19 protein-coding genes are annotated in these 20,776 nt (G+C 25.8%); all 19 read left to right on the top strand.

The window, feature by feature from the left end:
• The first annotated feature begins 256 nt into the window (after positions 1-256).
• The 19 genes from ABDZ71_RS07270 to ABDZ71_RS07180 all read left to right on the top strand — a co-directional run bounded on the left by ABDZ71_RS07270 (position 257) and on the right by ABDZ71_RS07180 (position 20,761).
• The gene (locus tag ABDZ71_RS07270) at positions 257-1,354 is read left to right on the top strand and encodes a PfkB family carbohydrate kinase (RefSeq protein ID WP_343760350.1); all 1,098 of its coding nucleotides are present in this window, start codon (positions 257-259) and stop codon (positions 1,352-1,354) included.
• Positions 1,348-2,268: a pseudouridine-5'-phosphate glycosidase gene (locus tag ABDZ71_RS07265; protein WP_343760349.1), complete on the top strand. Its 921-nt coding sequence runs from the start codon at positions 1,348-1,350 to the stop codon at positions 2,266-2,268. The genes ABDZ71_RS07270 and ABDZ71_RS07265 overlap by 7 nt, the downstream gene beginning before the upstream one ends.
• A gap of 98 nt (positions 2,269-2,366) precedes the next feature.
• The gene (locus ABDZ71_RS07260; protein WP_343760348.1) at positions 2,367-3,062 is read left to right on the top strand and encodes a response regulator transcription factor; all 696 of its coding nucleotides are present in this window, start codon (positions 2,367-2,369) and stop codon (positions 3,060-3,062) included.
• Between the two features lie 89 nt (positions 3,063-3,151).
• Positions 3,152-4,078: an ABC transporter ATP-binding protein gene (locus ABDZ71_RS07255; protein WP_343760347.1), complete on the top strand. Its 927-nt coding sequence runs from the start codon at positions 3,152-3,154 to the stop codon at positions 4,076-4,078.
• Positions 4,078-4,881: an ABC transporter permease gene (locus tag ABDZ71_RS07250; protein ID WP_343760345.1), complete on the top strand. Its 804-nt coding sequence runs from the start codon at positions 4,078-4,080 to the stop codon at positions 4,879-4,881. The genes ABDZ71_RS07255 and ABDZ71_RS07250 overlap by 1 nt, the downstream gene beginning before the upstream one ends.
• 58 nt (positions 4,882-4,939) lie before the next feature.
• Complete coding sequence (locus ABDZ71_RS07245) at positions 4,940-5,869, top strand: sensor histidine kinase (RefSeq protein ID WP_343760344.1); 930 nt, start codon at positions 4,940-4,942, stop codon at positions 5,867-5,869.
• A gap of 159 nt (positions 5,870-6,028) precedes the next feature.
• On the top strand, positions 6,029-6,817 hold the full coding sequence (locus tag ABDZ71_RS07240) for an HAD family hydrolase (RefSeq protein ID WP_343760343.1): 789 nt from the start codon (positions 6,029-6,031) through the stop codon (positions 6,815-6,817).
• A gap of 347 nt (positions 6,818-7,164) precedes the next feature.
• A complete protein-coding gene (locus tag ABDZ71_RS07235) occupies positions 7,165-7,845 on the top strand; it encodes an ABC transporter ATP-binding protein (RefSeq protein ID WP_343760342.1) in 681 nt (226 codons plus the stop codon).
• Positions 7,846-7,860: 15 nt separating this feature from the next.
• Positions 7,861-10,425, top strand: a complete 2,565-nt coding sequence (locus tag ABDZ71_RS07230; protein ID WP_343760340.1) for an ABC transporter permease — start codon at positions 7,861-7,863, stop codon at positions 10,423-10,425.
• A gap of 176 nt (positions 10,426-10,601) precedes the next feature.
• On the top strand, positions 10,602-11,309 hold the full coding sequence (locus ABDZ71_RS07225; protein WP_343760339.1) for a response regulator transcription factor: 708 nt from the start codon (positions 10,602-10,604) through the stop codon (positions 11,307-11,309).
• A 6-nt stretch (positions 11,310-11,315) separates the two neighbouring features.
• Positions 11,316-12,566: a sensor histidine kinase gene (locus ABDZ71_RS07220; RefSeq protein WP_343760337.1), complete on the top strand. Its 1,251-nt coding sequence runs from the start codon at positions 11,316-11,318 to the stop codon at positions 12,564-12,566.
• An 82-nt stretch (positions 12,567-12,648) separates the two neighbouring features.
• Complete coding sequence (locus ABDZ71_RS07215; RefSeq protein ID WP_343760336.1) at positions 12,649-13,569, top strand: ketopantoate reductase family protein; 921 nt, start codon at positions 12,649-12,651, stop codon at positions 13,567-13,569.
• Positions 13,570-13,679: 110 nt separating this feature from the next.
• Positions 13,680-14,309: a cyclodeaminase/cyclohydrolase family protein gene (locus ABDZ71_RS07210; RefSeq protein ID WP_343760335.1), complete on the top strand. Its 630-nt coding sequence runs from the start codon at positions 13,680-13,682 to the stop codon at positions 14,307-14,309.
• On the top strand, positions 14,310-15,161 hold the full coding sequence (locus ABDZ71_RS07205; protein ID WP_343760333.1) for a bifunctional 5,10-methylenetetrahydrofolate dehydrogenase/5,10-methenyltetrahydrofolate cyclohydrolase: 852 nt from the start codon (positions 14,310-14,312) through the stop codon (positions 15,159-15,161). It abuts the gene before it with no gap.
• 415 nt (positions 15,162-15,576) lie between these two features.
• Positions 15,577-15,717 carry a hypothetical protein gene (locus tag ABDZ71_RS07200; protein ID WP_343760332.1) on the top strand — a complete coding sequence of 47 codons (141 nt, stop codon included), beginning with the start codon at positions 15,577-15,579 and terminating at the stop codon, positions 15,715-15,717.
• A 420-nt stretch (positions 15,718-16,137) separates the two neighbouring features.
• Positions 16,138-17,142 (top strand): 3D domain-containing protein, encoded by a 1,005-nt coding sequence (locus tag ABDZ71_RS07195; protein WP_343760330.1) that lies wholly within the window; start codon positions 16,138-16,140, stop codon positions 17,140-17,142.
• 422 nt (positions 17,143-17,564) lie between these two features.
• Positions 17,565-18,605 carry a C40 family peptidase gene (locus ABDZ71_RS07190; RefSeq protein WP_343760328.1) on the top strand — a complete coding sequence of 347 codons (1,041 nt, stop codon included), beginning with the start codon at positions 17,565-17,567 and terminating at the stop codon, positions 18,603-18,605.
• 294 nt (positions 18,606-18,899) lie between these two features.
• A complete protein-coding gene (locus tag ABDZ71_RS07185) occupies positions 18,900-20,078 on the top strand; it encodes a C40 family peptidase (protein ID WP_343760325.1) in 1,179 nt (392 codons plus the stop codon).
• A 248-nt stretch (positions 20,079-20,326) separates the two neighbouring features.
• On the top strand, positions 20,327-20,761 hold the full coding sequence (locus ABDZ71_RS07180) for an RrF2 family transcriptional regulator (protein ID WP_343760323.1): 435 nt from the start codon (positions 20,327-20,329) through the stop codon (positions 20,759-20,761).
• Positions 20,762-20,776 lie beyond the last annotated feature (15 nt).

Here is a 20,776-nt window from a genome sequence, read left to right as displayed (position 1 = left end):
CTTTTAATAATAAAATTAAAACGGAACCCTAGCTACCTAATCCCAGTTTAGTAAAATTTTATATGATTTTTTATACTAACAATAGTTTATCATAAAAGTTAAATAAATTAAATGTATCTTGGGTTAAATTTACTTTTATACATAAAATAGTCTGAAAATAAAAAATATAAAAAATAGTCTTGAAATAATAAAAAAGATATGATAACATTCTCATAAGCAATTGTTTAATAAATAAACATATGTTAAGGAGAAGAAGATGACAGGTCGTGAAAAAGAGATTTTAGATTTAATAGAAAAAAACCCTTTAATGTCTCAAAAGGAGATAGCAAATATTTTAGGCATAACTAGATCTTCAGTAGCTGTTCATATAACTAATCTTTTAAAAAAAGGGAAAATACTTGGTAAAGGCTATATAGTTTCAAAAGGTGATGATTATGTATCTATAATTGGAGGAGCTAATATGGATTTACAAGGATTTCCTGAAAAACAGTTAATTTTAAAAGATTCTAATCCCGGAAAAACTAAAGTATCTTTAGGAGGAGTAGGAAGAAACATAGGAGAAAATTTAACTAAGTTAAATGTAAGTACAAAACTTATAAGTGCTGTAGGGGACGATATGTACGGGAAAAAAATATTAGATGAAGCGAGATTTATAGGTCTTGATATGGAGCATTCACTTATTATAAAAGAAGAGGCAACATCAACTTATTTGTCTGTTTTAAATGAAGATGGTGATATGGAAATTGCTATATCTGATATGGAGATACTTAATAAGATGTCTATTGATTTTATGAAAGGTAAAAAATCTTTAATAGAAGGCTCAAACATATGTATATTAGATACTAATATTTCTAAAGAAATTATAGAGTATGTGGTAACTAATTTTAAAGATACTAAGTTTTTTTTAGATACAGTATCTACAACTAAATCAAAAAAAGTTAAAGATATAATAGGTAAATTTCATACTATAAAACCTAACAAAATAGAGGCGGAGATTCTTTCAGGTATAAAGATAAATACAAAAGAGGATTTAGAAAAAGTAGCTTTGTTTTTTTTAAAAAAAGGAGTTAAGAGAGTATTTATAACTTTAGGAAGCGAAGGGGTTTATTATAATGATGGAAAAAATAAAGGGAAGATTAATTCACCTAAAATTAAGCCAGTAAATACAACTGGGGCAGGAGATGCCTTTGTAGCAGCATTAACTTATAGTTATATAAATAATTTTAATATAGAGTATACTGTGAAATTTTCTATAGCAGCGTCTATTTTGGCTATGTCACATGAAAATACTATAAACCCTAATTTTTGTGCCCAAAATATAAATAATAAAATGAAGGAGCTAGAACTATGTTAGAAAAATATTTAGAAATTAAAGATGAGGTTAAAAAAGCTTTAGAAGAAAATAGACCAGTAGTTGCGCTAGAATCAACTATAATATCTCATGGAATGCCCTATCCACAAAATGCTGAAACTGCATTAAATGTTGAAAAAATTATAAGAGATAAAGGGGCCATTCCAGCAACTATTGCTATTTTAAATGGAAAATTAAAAGTAGGTCTTACAAAAGAAGAAATAAAATATTTAGGTAAAAAAGGCACAGAAGTAGTAAAAACTAGTAGACGTGATATACCATTTATAGTATCTAAAAAATTAGATGGAGCTACAACCGTTGCATCAACTATGATTATTGCAAATTTAGCAGGAATAAAAGTATTTGGTACTGGTGGAATTGGTGGAGTTCATAGAGGGGCAGAGAAAACCTTTGATATATCAGCAGATCTTCAAGAACTTTCTAATACAAATGTAGCAGTAGTTTGTGCAGGGGCTAAATCTATACTTGATTTAGGCTTGACTTTGGAATATTTAGAAACTCAAGGAGTACCGGTGGTTGGATTTGGAACAGAAGAACTTCCAGCTTTTTATACTAGAAAAAGTGGATTTAAAGTAGATTATAGAGTAGATACAGAAGAAGAACTTGCAAAAGCTGTTAAAGCAAAATGGGACTTAGACCTTAAAGGAGGAATTGTAATTGCAAATCCAATTCCAGAAAAATATCAAATGGATCATGATCTTATAACAACGGTTATAGAAGATGCAGTAAAAGAGGCAAATATAAAGGGAATAAAAGGAAAAGAGACTACACCTTTCCTATTAGCCAAAATAAAGGATATTACTAAGGGGCAAAGCCTTGAATCTAACATAGAGTTAGTTTATAATAATGTAGCTGTAGCGACCAATTTAGCAATAGAACTTGTTAAATTAGGATAGCGAAAGAACCAAACCATAGGATTTGTAATTTGCATAAATAAGAAGATAACCTCAGTACTTTGACTACTGAGGTTATTTTTCTAAGGAGATATAAAAATATGAAAATCAAAAATAAAATACTAGTTGTGGAAGATGATGACTACATAAATAAATTATTGTGTGATATGTTAAAAGATAGTGGATATATTACTAAATCTGCTTACTCAGGTACAGAAGCTTTAATATATTTAAAAGAAGATTTTGATATGGTAATATTGGATTTAATGCTTCCAGGAATAAGTGGTGAAAAAGTTTTAGAAGAAATAAGAAAAATAAAATCTATTCCTATAATAATAATTTCAGCTAAGGAAGATAAGGGTATTAAGATAAAAACTTTAAGAATGGGAGTAGACGATTATATAACTAAACCTTTTGATATGGAAGAAGTTTCAGCTAGAATAGATTCTAATTTAAGAAGATATAAAGAATTGTCACAAAATAATAATACTAATAATAATGTAACTAAGTATAAAGAAATTACTGTTAATGAAGATACAAGAGAAGTATTTGTAAATAAAATTAAGGTAGAGTTAACTATGAGAGAATTTGATATTTTATTTCTTTTAGTCAATAATCCTAAAAAAGTTTTTTCTAAATCTAATATATTTGAAAGTGTTTGGAATGAAGAATTCTTAGCTTATGATAACACTATAAATGTTCATGTAAGCAATTTAAGAAATAAATTATTAGCGGCAGGAGTTAATAAAGATTATATAAAAACAGTTTGGGGAATTGGGTACAAGCTTGACAGCTAAACTTTATACTTTCTTAAGATTTTCTTTATGTTTGCTTATTAGGTAAATTTTATAATTTATTTATAACATAGAGAAAGGGGAGTAACAATTTGAGTAAATATATTTTAAAAACTAAAGATTTATGTAAGAAATATAAAAATGTTTATGCCGTAGATAATATAAACATGAATATAAAAAGAGGAGATATTTACGGGTTTATTGGAGAAAATGGAGCAGGTAAAACAACTACTATACGCTTAATTACAGGGCTTATACATAAAACTAAAGGTGAAGTAGAATTATTTGGTAAATCTAATGCTTGTGAAAGTAAAATAAATAAAAATAGAAAAAGAATAGGTTCTTTAATAGAAAGACCAGTTTTTTATGATGATATGACAGCTTATGAAAATTTAGAGGCATGTAGAATACAAAAGGGTATTCCAGGTAAAAAGTGTGTAGATGAAACTTTAGAAATGTTAGGACTTTACAGTGATAGAAATAGAAAAGTTAAGAATTTCTCTCTTGGAATGAAACAAAAGGTAGGAATTGCTATGGCTATTTTAGGTGATCCTGAGTTTTTAATATTAGATGAGCCTATAAATGGATTAGATCCATTAGGTATAGTAAAACTAAGAAATTTCTTTAAAAAATTAAATAAAGAAAAAGGAATGACTATACTAATTTCTAGCCATATACTAGAAGAACTTCATCTTCTTGCAACTTCCTATGGAATAATCCATAAAGGAAAACTTATAGAGGAAATTACAGCAGAAGAATTAGATAAAAAATGTAGAAGAAGTTTAAATATAAAAGTGGATAATGTTAAAAAAGCCTCTGTTCTTTTAGAAAAAGAGCTTAATACTAATAATTTTAAAGTGATGGAAGATGAAAGAATAAAACTTTATGATTTTGTAGATAACCCTAAGTTAGTCTCATCTATTTTTTCAAAGTCTGGAATTATAATTGAAGAAATAACAGCAAAAGGTGATAGTTTAGAAGATTACTTTATGAATTTGATAGGAGGTGCAAATTCATAATGTATAATTTGATTAAGTTTGAACTTTACAAACTAAAAAAGAATAAAGCTTTTAAGATATGTATTTTATTAACACTGTTTATAGTTTTTCTTACAATAAGAAGATTCTTTTCTAGTACAACACCGAGTCATGTATTACAGTTTGTATATAAAGGTCAGGAGTATGGATTTACTGTTAATAGTTTTAAGGATAGAATGAATCCTCAATCTATAGAATTTTTAAATTCAGCTTTTGGTTATATTTCATTTATTGAAATAATGATTATGTTTATTGTAGGGTCAATTTTTATTAATGAATATTTAAAAGGAACAATAAAATCTATAATAGCCTATGGTCATGAAAGATATAAAATATATTTTTCTAAACTTATAGCTATATCAGTAGCTGCTGGTATATTATTAGGAATACTATTATTAGGCACCGTTATAGTTTCAATACCTATTAGAGGAGCAGGAAGTAATCTTTCAATAGAATCTATTATAAAAATATTAAAGTTTGTATTTTTAGTATGGCTTATTTTTATTGCTATAGCTAGTATTTATATTTGTATAGCAGCTATTATAAGAAACAAATCCTTGCTTATAGGTTTAGGTATGGGATATTTTATTTTTAGTTTGCTTTTTGCAGGAAAAGAATCTTTATTTAAGTATCAGCAGCATACACTATTATTTAAACTTATGAAAATAGGAATGAATTATCCAAATACAGATACAACTTTAAATATAATATTTTTATGTTTAGCTACGATTATTATTACTGCAGTTTTAGGAGTAATTACTTTTAAAAAGCAAGATATAAAATAAAAAAATTTTATAAAGTATTTATAAGTATAAATTTTTATAATTACTGTAAATTAAAGGGGTGAGTAAAATTTTATTATTATTAATAATATCATTATGTATTATTGTGTTTTTACTTGCCCGATTATATTTTATAAAAAAAGAAATAAAAAATATCTCTATACAATTAGAAGAATATAATAATTTTAATTCTAGAAAAAAGATAGATATTTCTCTCTTTGATAAAGAAGTGGAAAATTTAGCATTAAATATTAATAAGCATATTGATCTACATATTAAAAATATTATAGAAAAGCAAAAATCCGAAGAAAAGTTGAAAAAAGATATTGCAAATATATCTCATGATTTAAGAACGCCTCTTACGTCTATTATGGGATATATTCAAATAGCAAAAGTAGGAAAAATTGAAAAAGAAAAGCAGAAGGAATATCTTCATATAGCCTATAATAGGTCAAAATATTTAAATTTACTTTTAAATGATTTTTTTGAGCTTTCAGTAATAGAGTCGCCAGATTATTATATGGAATTAAAAAAATTAAATTTAAATAATATTTTATGCAATGTTATGACAGAGTTTTATAATGAATTTACACAAAAGGGGATAGTTCCTAAAATAAAATTACCTAAAGAAAGTATTTTTATTTTAGGTGATGAATTAGCAGTAAAAAGAGTACTTTCTAATTTAATTACTAATATAACAAGGTATGGGAAAGAAAAAGTTTTTGTGAATTTAGAGAAAAATAATGATGATGCAATATTATATACTGCAAATTCTGCACCAAATTTAAAAGGGGTTTTTGAAAATGGGGATGCTAATATAATATTTGATAGATTTTATAGAGGAAATAAATATAGGGAAAGTAAATTTAAAAGTACGGGGCTGGGGTTATCTATAGCAAAAGGAATTATGAATAAAATGAATGGAGAAATGTTTGCTAAATATAAAGACAATTTTTTATACATATATTGCAATTGGAAAGTATATAGGTAGTTTGAGATATTTGCTGTGAGTTTATTTATAAAGAAAATTTTTAAAGAAAAACAAGAGTTTCTTGGGAATTTTATTAAATTCTTTTAAATTTTAAGTTTTCTATATAAATATGTTTATGGTATTATTACTTTGGAATGTTTATTAAGGGAGGAAACTATATTGGTAAAACTTATAGCAACAGATATGGATGGAACTTTATTAAATGATAAGGGAACTATAAATGAAAATGTATTTAGTTTAATTAATAAATTAAAAAGTAATAATATAAAATTTGCAGCAGCCAGTGGAAGATTTTACTGTCAGCTTAGTAGAAATTTTGAAAAAGTAAAAGAAGATATGATATTTATAGCTCATAATGGGGCTTTCGTTAAATATAATAAAGGTGGAAAGACATTATATAGTGATGAAATTTCTAAAGAACTTTTAGATCATGCAGTAAAATTAAATCCTAATTTAGGAGAAGAACTATTTCTTTCAGGAGAAAGTGAAGCATATATAGTTAGTCCAACTGAGCATATGTTAAATACTTTTTCATATTTTCATGTTCCAGCTGTAATATTAAAATCTTTTAGTGAAATTAAAGCACCAATATATAAAATTACTTATCATATGAAAGATGGAGTTAATAATGAAATTTTAGAGTTTTTAAAAGAAAACTTAGATCATAGACTTCAGTTTGTTCAATCAGGAGATAATTGGATAGATATAATGAAAAAAAGTACAAGTAAAGGAAATGCCATAAAAATACTTCAAGAAAAATTTAAGATAGAAAAAGAAAATACTATGGTTTTTGGAGATTATTATAATGATTTGTCAATGTTTAAAATGGCCCATCATAGTTATGCTATGGGAAATGCTCCAGAAGAGGTAAAAGGAAAGGCTAATTTTATAGCTAAGACTAATAATGAAGATGGAGTTTATAATGTGTTAAATGAAATGTTAGGCTAAAAATAGTTTGTGTTTTTTATAAAGGGATTAGGGTAAACTATTGATAGATAGTATAAAATATTTAGTATAAATATAGTTAAGCATATATTATTAGAAAGATTTTTAAGCTTGAAATATAGAGTTGTACTTTTAAGCTTAGTTGAATGTTTTTATAATATATGCTTATTATTTTGGGTGTATCTCAATATGATACATATAGTTTGAGCTTTTCAATAGTTTTAAATAATTCTTACTAAACTGTAAGAGTCCTTTTAGGCTGTTAGTAAGAATAAAGGGGTAATATATGAAATATAAACAGTAGATAATTTATTTTAATGGTTTTAGTATAAATATTTAGGAGGGGTATTATGGAGATATTAAGAACAGAGGATCTTTATAAAATTTATGGAAAAGAAAATAACAAAGTTGAAGCATTGAAAAAAGTGAATATAAACATAAATAGAGGAGAGTTTATAGCTATAATTGGAGCTTCAGGATCTGGTAAAAGTACATTACTTCATTTGCTTGGAGGGTTAGATAGACCTACTAAAGGTAAAGTTTTTGTAGATGAAGAGGATATATATAAGTTAAATGAAAGTAATTTATCCATATTTAGAAGAAGAAAAGTAGGATTTATATTTCAATTTTTTAATTTAATTCCTGTATTAAATGTAGAGGAAAATATAGAACTACCAGTACTTTTAGATAATGAAAATATTGATAAGGAATATGTAGATGAAATAATAAATCTTTTAGGATTAAAAGAGAGAAGAAAGCATTTACCTTCAGAACTTTCCGGTGGACAACAACAAAGAGTTGCTATAGCAAGGGCTTTGGCTAATAAGCCAGTAATAATACTTGCAGATGAACCAACAGGTAATTTAGATAGTAAATCTAGCAGGGAAGTTATAGAGCTTTTAAAGATATCTTCTAAAAAATATAATCAAACACTTATAGTAATAACTCATGATATAAGAATAGCAAAGCAAGCTGACAGGGTAATTACTATAGAAGATGGGTCTATAAAAGATGACAAGACATTAAAATAGGGGGAGGTGATTAGATTGAAACATTATAAAAATTTAACTGAAAAGTATTTAAAAGAGAATAAAAAAAGAACTGTATTTACTATATTAGGCGTAGTATTATCTGTAGCTTTAATAACTACAGTAGGAATATTTTTAAAGGGTATGCAAAATAATTTAATTGAGCAAAACAAAAAAAATTATGGATCTTTTCATGTTATGTTTAAAAATACAAATGATAAATTAATAAATGATTTAAAATCTAACCCTAAGGTAAAAAACATAGGTATAATGCAACAATCAAAAGATAAAGCAATACTAAAAAATAATTCTAAATTATCCTTTGTAAAAATGAATAAAACAGGAATGAAAATTGCTCCAGTTAAAGTGGAAAAAGGTAAGTTGCCATCTAAAAAAAATGAAGTAGCTATAGAAGGATGGGCACTACAGGATTATTCTAAAGATGAAGTGAAAATTGGAGATAATATAGATTTTAAACTTGAAAATGGTGAAACAAAAACTTTGAAATTAACAGGATTATTGTTAAATACCATAAAAGGTCAAGAGAACAATGTAAGTATGGCCTTAGTTAAAGATGTAGATTTTATAGATGGAAGTAAAAATGCTTTTATTGAGATATCAGAAAAAGCAAACTTGAAAGAAACTATTTCTGAACTTAGAAAATTAGTTTCAAAAGATAAGTTTTCTACAAATGAGCATTTATTAGCTTTACTTGGGGCTTCTGGTAATGAAACTGTTAATAATGCTATTACTACTATAGCAATAATAGTTATAACTATTATAATTATTGCAACTATTGCAGTAATATATAATTCTTTTCAGATAAGTATTATGCAAAGAATGAAAGAGCTCGGATTATTAAGAGCAATAGGTACAACTCCAAAACAAATAAAGAATATAGTTTTAAGAGAAGCTACCTTTATGGTTCTTATTGGGATACCATTAGGTCTTATACTTGGTATAATTGCTATGCTTATAGTAGGAATGGTATTTAATCAATTAAATTCATCAATGAGTAAAGACACAATGACATTAGCTATTAGTGTTTTAAAAACTCCACCAATTGTTTACTTTATAAGTTCTTTAGTAGGGGTATTTTCTGTATATATATCTGCATTATTACCAGCTAGATCAGCAGGTAAGGTACCTCCTTTAGTAGCTGTAAATAATGGAAATTATATAAAAAAGGTAAAAATAAATAAAATAAGTTTTTTTGTTAGTAAACTACTTAGAAAAATTGATTTGATTATGGCATATAGAAATATAAAAAGAAATAAAAAAAGATTTAATATAACAGTTTTTTCTATGACAATTAGTATAACTATATTTATAATTTTTTCTAGTATGGCTAGGATGGGAGAAAATTTTACTCCTAATGTTAATGAAAGTAGTAAGATGGATTTTACTATTAATTTTCCTAAAAAGTTGAAAGAAGAATCTTTAAATAAGATAAGTAAAGATTTAAAAAAAGTAGATGGAATTAAGGATATATATATAAATTATAATCCTGTAAATATGAATAGTATAGTAGAGTATAGTGATATTAATAGTTTAGCTAAAAAAATAGATCCAAATTCTTTTAAAGAAAAAGTTACTTTAGATGGAAAAGAGAAAGTTAAGACATTTATATTTTTTCAAGGATATGATGATAATAAATTAAAACTTTCAAAAAACTATGTAAAAGAAGGAGAAATAGATAAAGATAAATTAAATAAAGAAAATGGTGTTATATTAGTAAGAAATTATTCTTTGTATAGCGAAAAAGAAAAAAAATCTTATAATACTTCAGTAGTAGATTTTAAAGTTGGAGACTATATATATGTAGATTCTAATTTGAAATATAAAAAATCAAAAAATGGGGAAAGTGAAGAGATAAAAAAAGATAAATATAGTGAAAAAGATTTATCTAAAGTTAAAATTCTTGCTATAGTAGATGATGATCCTTTTGGAAAGCACTCAATGCCTGTTAGTGTAGTTACTACAAAGGATGTTTTAAATAATTTAATCAAAGATAATGATTATATAAAAGATGAATTTAAAACTAAAAGTATAGGGTTAAGGTTAAAGAATAAAAAAGATGAAAAAAAGGTAAGTAAAAATTTAAATAAATTATTAGAAAAAGAAACAAATGGTAGACTGATAAATAATATACAACAGTTAAGAGAGCAAAATAGTAGTTCTATTCAAATTCTTATACTTATGTATGGATTTGTAGTTGTTATAACTTTAATAGGAAGTATTAATATAATAAACACAATAAATACAAATTTGATATTGAGGAAAAAAGAATTTGCTTCCCTTAGAGCTATAGGAATGAGTATGAAAAATATAAAAAGAATGATATCTTTAGAAGGAATTTTATATGGAGTTATAAGCTCTATATATGGGTGTATACTAGGTAACTTAGGATCTTATTTATTGTATAGCCAAATGATGAGAGTGTCTGGATTTGCCTTTAAGATATATATAGATATTATAATTATAGCAACTTTAGGATCTATAATTATAGGATATTTATCTACACTTATACCACTAAAAAAACTAACTAAAGAAAATATAATAGAAAGTATGAGGGGAGAATAAGCAAAAACATAGAATTTAACTTTTAAAAGAGAGTTTAAATATTTATAATAAATATTTAATGACAAATATAAAATAACTATTATATGTAGGTAAATGTAAATTCAATTTACCTACATACTTTTTATATTGTATAATTTAAGTAAAGTATATTCAAATTTTTGGTAGGCGGTGTGTTTATGAGCAAAATTTTATTATTAGAAGATGATGAAGCTTTAGCTTTAGGAATAGAGTTTACTTTAAAAAAAGAAGGATTTGATGTGATTAAAACTTCTTATGTAGAAGATTTTAAAAAGACATTTAATAAAGAAAAATTTGATTTATTAATACTAGATGTTACTCTTCCAGACGGTAATGGATTCGATGTATGTAAAGAAGTTAGAAAAGAAAGTGATATACCAATAATATTTTTAACTGCTTGTGATGATGAAGTTAATGTAGTTTTAGGGTTAGAAATAGGTGGAGATGATTACATAACTAAACCTTTTAGAGTAAGAGAATTAACTTCTAGAATAAAAGCTATACTTAGAAGGGCAAGTAAGAGTAGTAATAACAAAGAACTAGGTAAGATACTTAAAAGTGGTGATATTGTATTAAATACTGCTAATGCGTCATTAATTAAATTTGGTGAGAGTATTCAATTAACAGCACAAGAGTATAGATTACTTCTTATATTTATGAATAATGCTAATATTGTTTTAAGTAGAGATACTATATTTAATAAGCTATTAGAAAATGAAGATGGAATATTTATGGATGACAATACTTTATATGTTTATATAAAAAGACTTAGAGAAAAAATAGAAACAGACTCAAAAAAACCTGAATATATAGTTAATCAAAGAGGTATTGGGTATAAATGGAACAAAGATGTTGTAAAGGAGTAATAGAAAATGGTAGATAAATTTTATAATCCAGAACTTAAAAATAGTTCTTTAGCTATTGTATTGATTTGTAGTGCTTTTATATTAATGTCAACTATAGTGTTGGACTATGGATTTAATACTATAAAGAATAGTTCTATAAAAAATAATTCAGCTATAGTTGGTAGTATAATAAATAAACATCCAGAACTTAAAGAAGAAATAATCCCTTTAGTTACAAAGGGAATAACAGAAAAGGATAAAGAGATAGGTATAAAAACACTTTCAAGGTATGGATATAATGAAAATTTAAACATAGAATTTTTACCAGAATTAAAAAATGATTTAACTAAAACAAAGATATATATTTGGATTATTAGTTTATTTATGTTTATAGTTTTATTTTATCTAAATTATATTCAGTATAACAGTATATATAAAGATATTTCAAAGATAACTTTAGGATCAAAGTATATGCTAGAAAATAATTACGACAAGCATTTATATACTAATAGAGAAGGGGAGTTTTCAAAATTATTTAATACTTTTAGTAATATGAGAGATATTATAAGAAATAATATTTTAGATTTAAAAAAGGAAAAAACTTTTTTAGTAAATTTGCTTTCCGATATTTCACATCAATTAAAAACACCTCTTTCATCTTTAATAGTTTTTAATGAAATAATAATGAGTAAAGATATAAATGAAAAAGAAAAAAATATATTTTTATTAAAAAGTAAGAATCAGCTTGAAAGAATGGAGTGGCTTATAAAAAGTCTTCTTAAACTTGCTAAATTAGATTCAGGAGCTATAATTTTTAAAAAAGAAAATAATTGTTTAAATGATACTATAAAAGAAAGTATAGAAACTTTATCTACTAAATCTTTAAAAAATAATGTAGAAATAATTTTTAATGGAAGAAATAAAATTAAGATGAATCATGATAAAGAATGGTTAACAGAAGCTTTTATAAATTTAATAAAAAATGGTATAGAACATACTGATAAAGGAGGATATATAAATATAAGTATAGTAGATTCTCCTATTTATTATAAAGTTATAATAGAAGATAATGGAGAAGGAATCTATGAAGAGGATTTACCTAATATTTTTAAAAGATTTTATAAGGGCAAAAGAAGCAAGAAAAGTGATTCTGTAGGTATAGGTCTTGCACTTAGCAAATCTATAATAGAAGGTCAAGGAGGATTTATAGAAGTAGAAAGTGAAAGAGGTTATGGAACTAAATTTTCAATTCTTTTTCTTAAATATTTAAAGTCATAATATTTATCTATGAAAAGTGTCATATTATTGATATAATATAAATTAAAAATCGTATAATAGGTGTATTAAAAGGGGGATATATATGAATATAGCTGTTATAGGTGCAGGTGCTATGGGATGTTTATATGCAGGATATTTATCAAGGGGGGATAACAAAGTATATATTTTATGTCATAGTAAAGAAGAAAAAGATAAGATAAATAATTGTGGAATATTGATAAAAAAAAATAATGAAGAAATAATAACATATCCAGAAGCTATATCAAATTCTTCTAATATAAATAAATTAGACTTAATTATTGTTTTTGTTAAATCTAAGGATACGGAAAAAGCTGTTTTAGAGAATTTACATATAATAAGTAAAGAAACTTTTGTTTTAACTCTTCAAAATGGATATGGTAATTTAGATATATTAAAAAAATATATAAATTCTAATAATATTATTGTAGGGACTACATCAGAAGGTAGTACTAAACTTGATTTAGGGTATGTAGTACATGCTGGAAGAGGAAATACATATATAGGCTTAGAGGAAAAAAGAAAAGAACAAAATGATAAAATAAATAATATTTTAAAAGTATTTAATCAAGCTGGATTCAATACATATATATCACAAGATGTTTTAAAACTTGTATGGAGTAAACTTATTATAAATGTAGGAATAAATGCATTAACTTCAATATTAAATTTAAAAAATGGTGAACTTTTAGATTCAGAAAATACTATAAAACTAATGGAAGAGGCAATAAAAGAAGCAGTAGAAGTTGGAAGGGCTAAAGGATTTAGTTTTGAATATAAAGAAGCAATAAATAAGGTAAAAGAAGTTGCAATAAAAACTTCTAAAAACAAATCTTCTATGCTCCAAGATATTTTAAATAAAAAGAAAACAGAAATAGATGTTATTAATGGTGCAGTTGTTAAAGAAGGAAAGAGATTTTCAATAAATACAAAAGTAAATGACACATTGACTAATTTAGTTAAAGCTATGGAATTAAATTATTAATTCTAAAGAAAAGTTACAAAAAGTGTTTTTAAAAATAACTAGCAGGATAACTAGTTATTTATTTCAATGTGTCTTAAAATGATAATATGTTAGATAAGGAGGTTATTTAAATGAATAGAACTTGCAAAAATTTCACATCAGAATTAGCATCTAAATCACCAGTTCCTGGTGGCGGTGGTGCTTGTGCTTATGTAGGGGCCCTAGGCACAGCTCTTTTAAATATGGTAGGTAATCTTACAGTAGGTAAGAAAAAGTATAAAGATGTAGAAGAAGAAGTGAAAGAAATTTTAAAAGCAGGAGAGCATCTTATAGAAAGATTAGAGAATCTTGTAGAAGAAGATGAAAAAGTTTTTTATCCTTTGTCAAAAGCCTATGGTCTCTCTAAAAATACTGAAGAAGAAAAGTTATATAAAGAAAAAATAATGGAAGAAGCATTAAAAAAAGCTAGTTTAGTACCTTTAGAGGTAGCAAAATGTGCAAAAGATGCAATTAAGTTACATGAAAGATTATCAAAAATAGGAACGAGAATAGCTATAAGTGATGTAGGTGTAGGAGTTTTGTTTTGTAAGTCTTGCCTAGAAGGGGCAAAATTAAATGTACTTATAAATACTACTATGATTAAAGATTTAGAATTTAAAACTAAATTAGAAAAAGAAATAAATGAAATAGTTTTAGAATATGCTCCTAGAGCAGATAGGACATATAAATATGTAGAAGGTTTAATAACAGGAGGAAAGTAAATGTCAGAAATATTATATGGAAAAAATGTAGCTTTAAACTTAAAAGAAGATATGAAAAAGAATATAGAAAACCTAAAGAAAAAGAATATAATTCCTAAAGTAGCTATAATTAGAATTGGAGAAAAAAGTGATGATATAGCTTATGAGAAAAGTATAATAAAGAATTGCACAAATTTAGGAGTTAATACTGAAACTTATAAGTTAGAAAAAAGTGTTTCTCAAAATGAAATGCTAAATTTAATAGATAAATTAAATAAAGATACAGAAGTTAATGGTATTTTGGTATTTAGACCATTTCCTAAACATTTAGATCAAGAGCTTATAAATTCATCAATAAGCGCAAAGAAAGATATAGATTGTATGAATCCATTAAATTTAGAAAAAATATTTGAAGGTAAATTAGATGGATTTATGCCATGTACAGCAGAAGCAGTAGTAGAAATGTTAAAATACTATAATATTAATTTAGAAGGAAGTAATGTAGTTATAATAAATAGAAGTATGGTAGTTGGTAAACCACTCTCTATGATGCTTTTATCTCATAATGCTACAGTTACTATATGCCATTCAAAGACTAAAAAACTATCTTCTATAACTAAAAATGCTGATATAGTAGTAACAGCAGTAGGTAAAGCTAAGATGATAGATGAAGAATATTTTTCTAAAGACTCTGTAGTTATAGATGTAAGTATAAATGTTGATGATAATGGTAAACTATGTGGAGATATAGATTATGATTCTGTTTATGGAAAAGTGAAAGCTATAACTCCAGTTCCAAGAGGTGTTGGAAGTGTAACTACTACTCTTTTAATTAAAAATATTGTAGATGGTTGTATAAAACAAAATATTTAATACAAATATAACTAAAAACTTTCTTGTATAACAAGGAAATATAAAAATTTTTACAAAAAAGATCGGCTATATATTTAGTCGATTTTTTTTATTATATAGTAAATTATAACTTTGTTATTGCTTAAGTTAAAAATAAGGATATTTAATTTGGTAACTTAGTTTTTATAAGCATAAGAAAAAAGATAGTATAAGAAGGCACATTCAAATAAATTTATTAAGTTTTGAAGATGTAGTATTTAAATTAGGATTGATAATGATTACATGCTTTTGTGTATCTTTTTGAGAATATATTAAGTATCTAATATATGGTTTTAAATATATATTTGTTAAAATATTATCTTGCTTATAATATTAAAAAATAGTAGAACAATAAGTTATAGGAAAGTATAAAAAATTAAAAGAGGTGAGTTTTGATATGAAAAACAATAATATTAAATCAGAAAATGAAAGTGCTAAAAGTAATAGTAATAATAGCAAAAATTCTAAAACAGGATATATGGATACAGGAAATGCAGGTAAAATAGTTAGTAAACAAGGAATGAAAAATAAAAATTAGTAACTGATGAAATAAAAAAGTTTATAGAAACTTGACAGAATTCAAAAAATGGTATAAATTTATTTCTAGCGACATAAAGATAGCATGTACAATTGAAAATATGAATGCAATTAAATAAAATTGCATTCTTTTTTTAGCTTATAAATTCTTGTAAATAAACATATCTATAAAAAAGTATGAAACATATTTAAAAAAAATAATAGGATAAGTATTAAGGGTATTTATGAGAATTTTTATTTGGTGATATAATAATTAAACATAAAAAAGAATTTAGAAAAATTCTGTGATATGATATAAATAATAATTTTAATTTTTTATGTTATTAGTTTTAAAAGGTATTAATAAAAGATTTATATAAATCAATATTTAATTTATTTTAATTTAATTTTATTTTTGAAAATTTGGAGGAGGAGTTTCTAAATGAATAAAAAGGTGTTGTCGGTTGTAGTAGCATTAGGTTTGTTTTTTTCTGTAAACTCAACTGCTATAGCTAGCCCAAGTAATGGACAAGGAAACGACAAGACTAGAGAGCTTGAAAGTACAATTCTTGATATGAACAATAGTATACAAGGTGTTAACGAAAAAATACAAGCTAATGAATCAGAAATACAAAAATCAAAAGCTCAAATTGAAGATTTAGAAAAACAAATAGGTAAATCAAAAGAGGAAATGAAATCTAAACAGGAATTATTTGGGAAAAGAGCAAGAGCTATATATATAAGCGGAGTAGACAGTTATGCTAGTATAATACTTGAATCTAAAGGATTAAGTGATCTTGTAGAAAGAATAGAATCCGTATCTAAAGTAATGAACTTTGATAAGAAGATTATAAAAGGATTAAAAGAAGAACAAGAAAAACTAGAAAGTAAAAAAGTTGCTATAAATGAAAAAAATAAAAAAGTTATGGCATTAAAATCTGAAAATGAGAAAAAATTATCTAGTTTGAAAAATGAAAAATCAAAACAAGAGGTAGCTTTAAGTAATTTAAAACAGGAATTAGAAAAGAAAACAAAAGAGGCAGCAGCTTCAAGAGCTTCAAAGCAATCTTCTAGTCTTTCAAGAGGAAGCAGTGTATCTTCCAGCTTAAAAAAACCTAGTGGAAATATTGGAAGAACTCTTAGTATGAGAGCAACAGCATATACGTCTTCATACGCAGATACAGGGAAACATCCAGGTAGTGCTGGATTTGGTAAAACAGCATCTGGTAATATGGCTATTAGAGACCCTAATGGATATAGCTCAATAGCAGTTGACCCTAGTGTAATACCTTTAGGTACTAGAGTGTATGTAGAGGGGTATGGATATGCTATAGCTCACGATACTGGTGGAGCTATAAAAGGTAATATAATAGATTTATATTTTAATAGTGATTCAGAAGTAAATAACTGGGGATCAAGATATGTAACAGTTCATATATTAAATTAAATATTAAACAAGGAAGAAGCAGATGCTTCTTCTTTTTATTTATATAATTAAATAAATATGAGCTTTTATAATATTTAAATTATTGGTTATAAATAATAAAAAAATAAAATGTTTTCCAGTATTCTATTGAATTAAACTTGAAAATTATGTATAATTATAGTGTTAGCATAAATTATGTGTTATAAGAAGTTACTATGTTTACTATAAATGTAAATTTAAGAAAATTTATAAATACATAGGCAAAATATGTTATAGATGTTGAATTTACTGGATAGATGACTATTTTAGAATATCGGTATCATAATTCAATATGACAGTTAATTAGAAAAAAAAAGAGAGTTTTTTGTTTGTGATAATAGATGATATAATAAGAATGTATTTTGTTATTTTTATTTTGTTTTTGGGATGAAGGAGGAATATAAGTGAAGAAGAAAGTGTTGTCGGCTGTGATAGCGCTAAGTTTAGCTTTATCGTTTAATTTTGGTGTTATGGCAAGCCCGTCTAATGGACAAGCAGACAAGACTAGTGACTTAGAGAGACAAATTGAATCAATGGATAGTAGTATAGAAACATTAATGCATAAAATAAGTACTAATAAGGATGACATAGCTAATTCTAAAAAAGAATTAGAAAAATTATCAAAAGACATAGAAAAATGTAAGAAAGACATAGCTTCTAAAACAGAAGTTTTTAATAAGAGAGTAAGAGCAGTATACATAAGTGGTTTAGATAGTTATGCTAGTATAATACTAGAATCTAAAGGCTTAAGTGATTTAGTTGAAAGAATAGATTCAGTATCAAAAGTAATGAATTTTGATAAAAAGGTAATGACAGAATTAAAAAATAAGCAAGAAGAAATGAAAACTAAACAAGTAGCTGCTAATGAAAAAAATAAAAAAATGATAGCTTTAAAAGCAGAAAATGAGAAGAAATTAGCTTCTATGGAAAATGAAAAAGCTAAAGTTCAAGCTCAAGTAAAAGATTTAGAGAAGAAACAAGAAGAACAAAGACAAGTAGCTCAAGCATCAACAAGTAGTAGTTCTTCAAGTTCAAGTAAATCTAGTAGTTCAAGAAGAATGTCAAGAGGATCTAGCTCTATAGTACCTAGTTCAAAAAATGGAGGATCTGTTGTAGGATATGCTCAATCTTTCTTAGGCGTACCATATGTATGGGGTGGAACATCACCATCAGGATTTGATTGTTCTGGTTTTGTACAATATGTTTATGCTCATTTTGGAGTAGGACTTCCAAGAGTAGCTTCAGCGCAACAAGGAGTAGGTACATCAGTTCCTAAAAGTCAGCTTCAACCAGGAGATTTAGTATTCTTTAATAGTCCAGCTTCACATGTAGGTATATATGTAGGAGGGGGACAATATATTCATGCACCACGCACAGGTGATGTAGTTAAAATTTCTCCATTAGGATATAGATCTGATTATAGTGGCGCAAAAAGAGTTAGATAATAGATGGTAAGTATATAATTTTAAGTAAATAAAATTAAATATTTTAGAGGTTACTGTCCTTAGTAGCCTCTATTAATTTAACTCTAATTAATTTTACTTTTTAATCTATAATATGATAAGTTTTATATTATATGATATATTTGGAAGAGAATTTCCTTAAAATAAAAGGATATTGTATAAAAATAAAGAATTTTAGTATATATACGTATATATACTAAAGAAGGATAATTATATATCTTTTATTAGATGCAAGATATTAATAAAATAAATTTTAATTTAAAGGGAGGAATCATAATGAAGAAAAAGCTGTTATCAACAGTAATAGCTTTAGGGTTAATTGTATCTTCGTGTCCAGTTGCTTTTGCAAACACTAATGGTACTTCAAACAATGATTCTAAAGTAACAGTAAATAAGAATAAAGGTGTAGAATTAGAAGTAGAAATAGAAAAAATGGATAGTAAGATACAATCTCTTATGCACAAAGTGAATAAGAATGAAGCTGACATAGAAGAAACAAGAAAACAGGTACAAGCTTATAAAGAGCAAATAGAAAAGTTAAAAGAACAATTAAAAGAAAAACAAAAATTATTTAATGACAGATCAAGAGCTATGTATATAAATAAGTTAGATGCTTACTTAGATATGCTATTTGATTCTAAAACATTAGGTGATTTATTAGGAAAAATTGATTCAGCATCTAAAATAATGAGTTCTGATAAAAAGATGATGGCAGATTTAAAAGAAAAACAAAACGAAATAGCAGAAAAAAAAGCAGCAATAGATGCAAAAAATAAAAGAATGACTGAATTAAAAAGAGAAAATGAACAAAAATTATCTAATATGCAAAAACAAAAGGATACACAACAAAAAGCACTAGAAGAGTTAAAAGCTAAAGAAGAGGAAGCTAAAAGAAGACAAGAAGAAGCTAGAAGAGCAGCTGAAGCTTCAAGAGCTAAAGAAGCACAAGAAGAAGCTTCAAAGCCAGCAGCTTCAAGTAGTAGTTCAAGCTCATCAGCAAGTAGCTCAAGTAGCTCAAGTAGTTCAAGCTCAAGTTCAAGTAGTAGTTCTTCAAGTTCAAGCAGCAGTTCTTCATCTAGTAGTTCAAGACCTTCAAGAGGAGGATCTAGCTCAAGTTCAGTTGTAGGTATTGCAGCAGGTTATTTAGGAGTACCATATGTTTGGGGAGGAACATCACCATCAGGATTTGATTGTTCTGGATTAGTTCAATATGTTTATGCACAAGCTGGAATATCACTTCCAAGAACTTCTCAAGAACAGCAAAATGTAGGTACAGCAGTATCAAGAAGTAATCTTCAACCTGGAGATCTAGTTTTCTTTGGTAATCCAGCTCATCATGTAGGTATATATGCAGGTGGTGGTAGCTTTATAGAAGCCCCACATACAGGAGCTAATGTAAGATATGCTTCATTAGACAATAGATCTGATTTTAGTGGTGGAAGAAGAGTAAGATAGTATAACTATAATGAATTTAAAATAGAGTTAATATATAAAAGAGTAAGTTTGCTATGACTATTTATCATAGTAGACAAGCTCTTTTTATTTTTAACATTAAAAGCTGTTTTATTTTAGTAAATTTAAAGACATTTTATTTGCTATTTTAAGATATATTTTATAAACTAATTTTTTTATTATTGACATATTAGATTTTAAAATATATAATCATATTAAACAAATAGGATTTATAGGTAAGAGGTGTGAAAATGAAAATATCTACTAAAGGAAAATATGGTATGAAAGCTATAGTGGATTTAGCTATCCATTCTAGTGAAGGTGCTGTGACTTTAAAAAGCATATCTGAAAGACAAGATATATCAGAAGGTTATTTAGAACAAATATTTTCTCTTTTAAGAAAGAATAATCTAATTAAAGGTAAAAAAGGATCACAAGGAGGATATGTTCTTCAAAAAGATCCTAAACATATAACAGTAGGAGAAATATTAAGATCCTTAGAAGGAGATTTATCCGTAGTACAATTAGATGACAACTATATAGACGATAGAATGGAAAAGTGCATCAAAGATATTGTGTGGGATAAGCTTAACGACAAAATAAATTTTGTGGTAAATAGTATAAGTTTAGAAGATTTAGTAGAAGAGTATAAAAAAGATAGAAATTCATTTATGTATTATATATAATACATAAATATTTAC

The sequence above is a fragment of the Clostridium oceanicum genome (genome assembly GCF_039521385.1).
In the GTDB taxonomy this organism is placed as follows: Bacteria; Bacillota; Clostridia; order Clostridiales; family Clostridiaceae; genus Clostridium_F; species Clostridium_F oceanicum.
The sequence above is the reverse complement of the archived record's forward strand: the minus strand, read 5'-3'. Positions and strand labels throughout refer to the sequence as shown.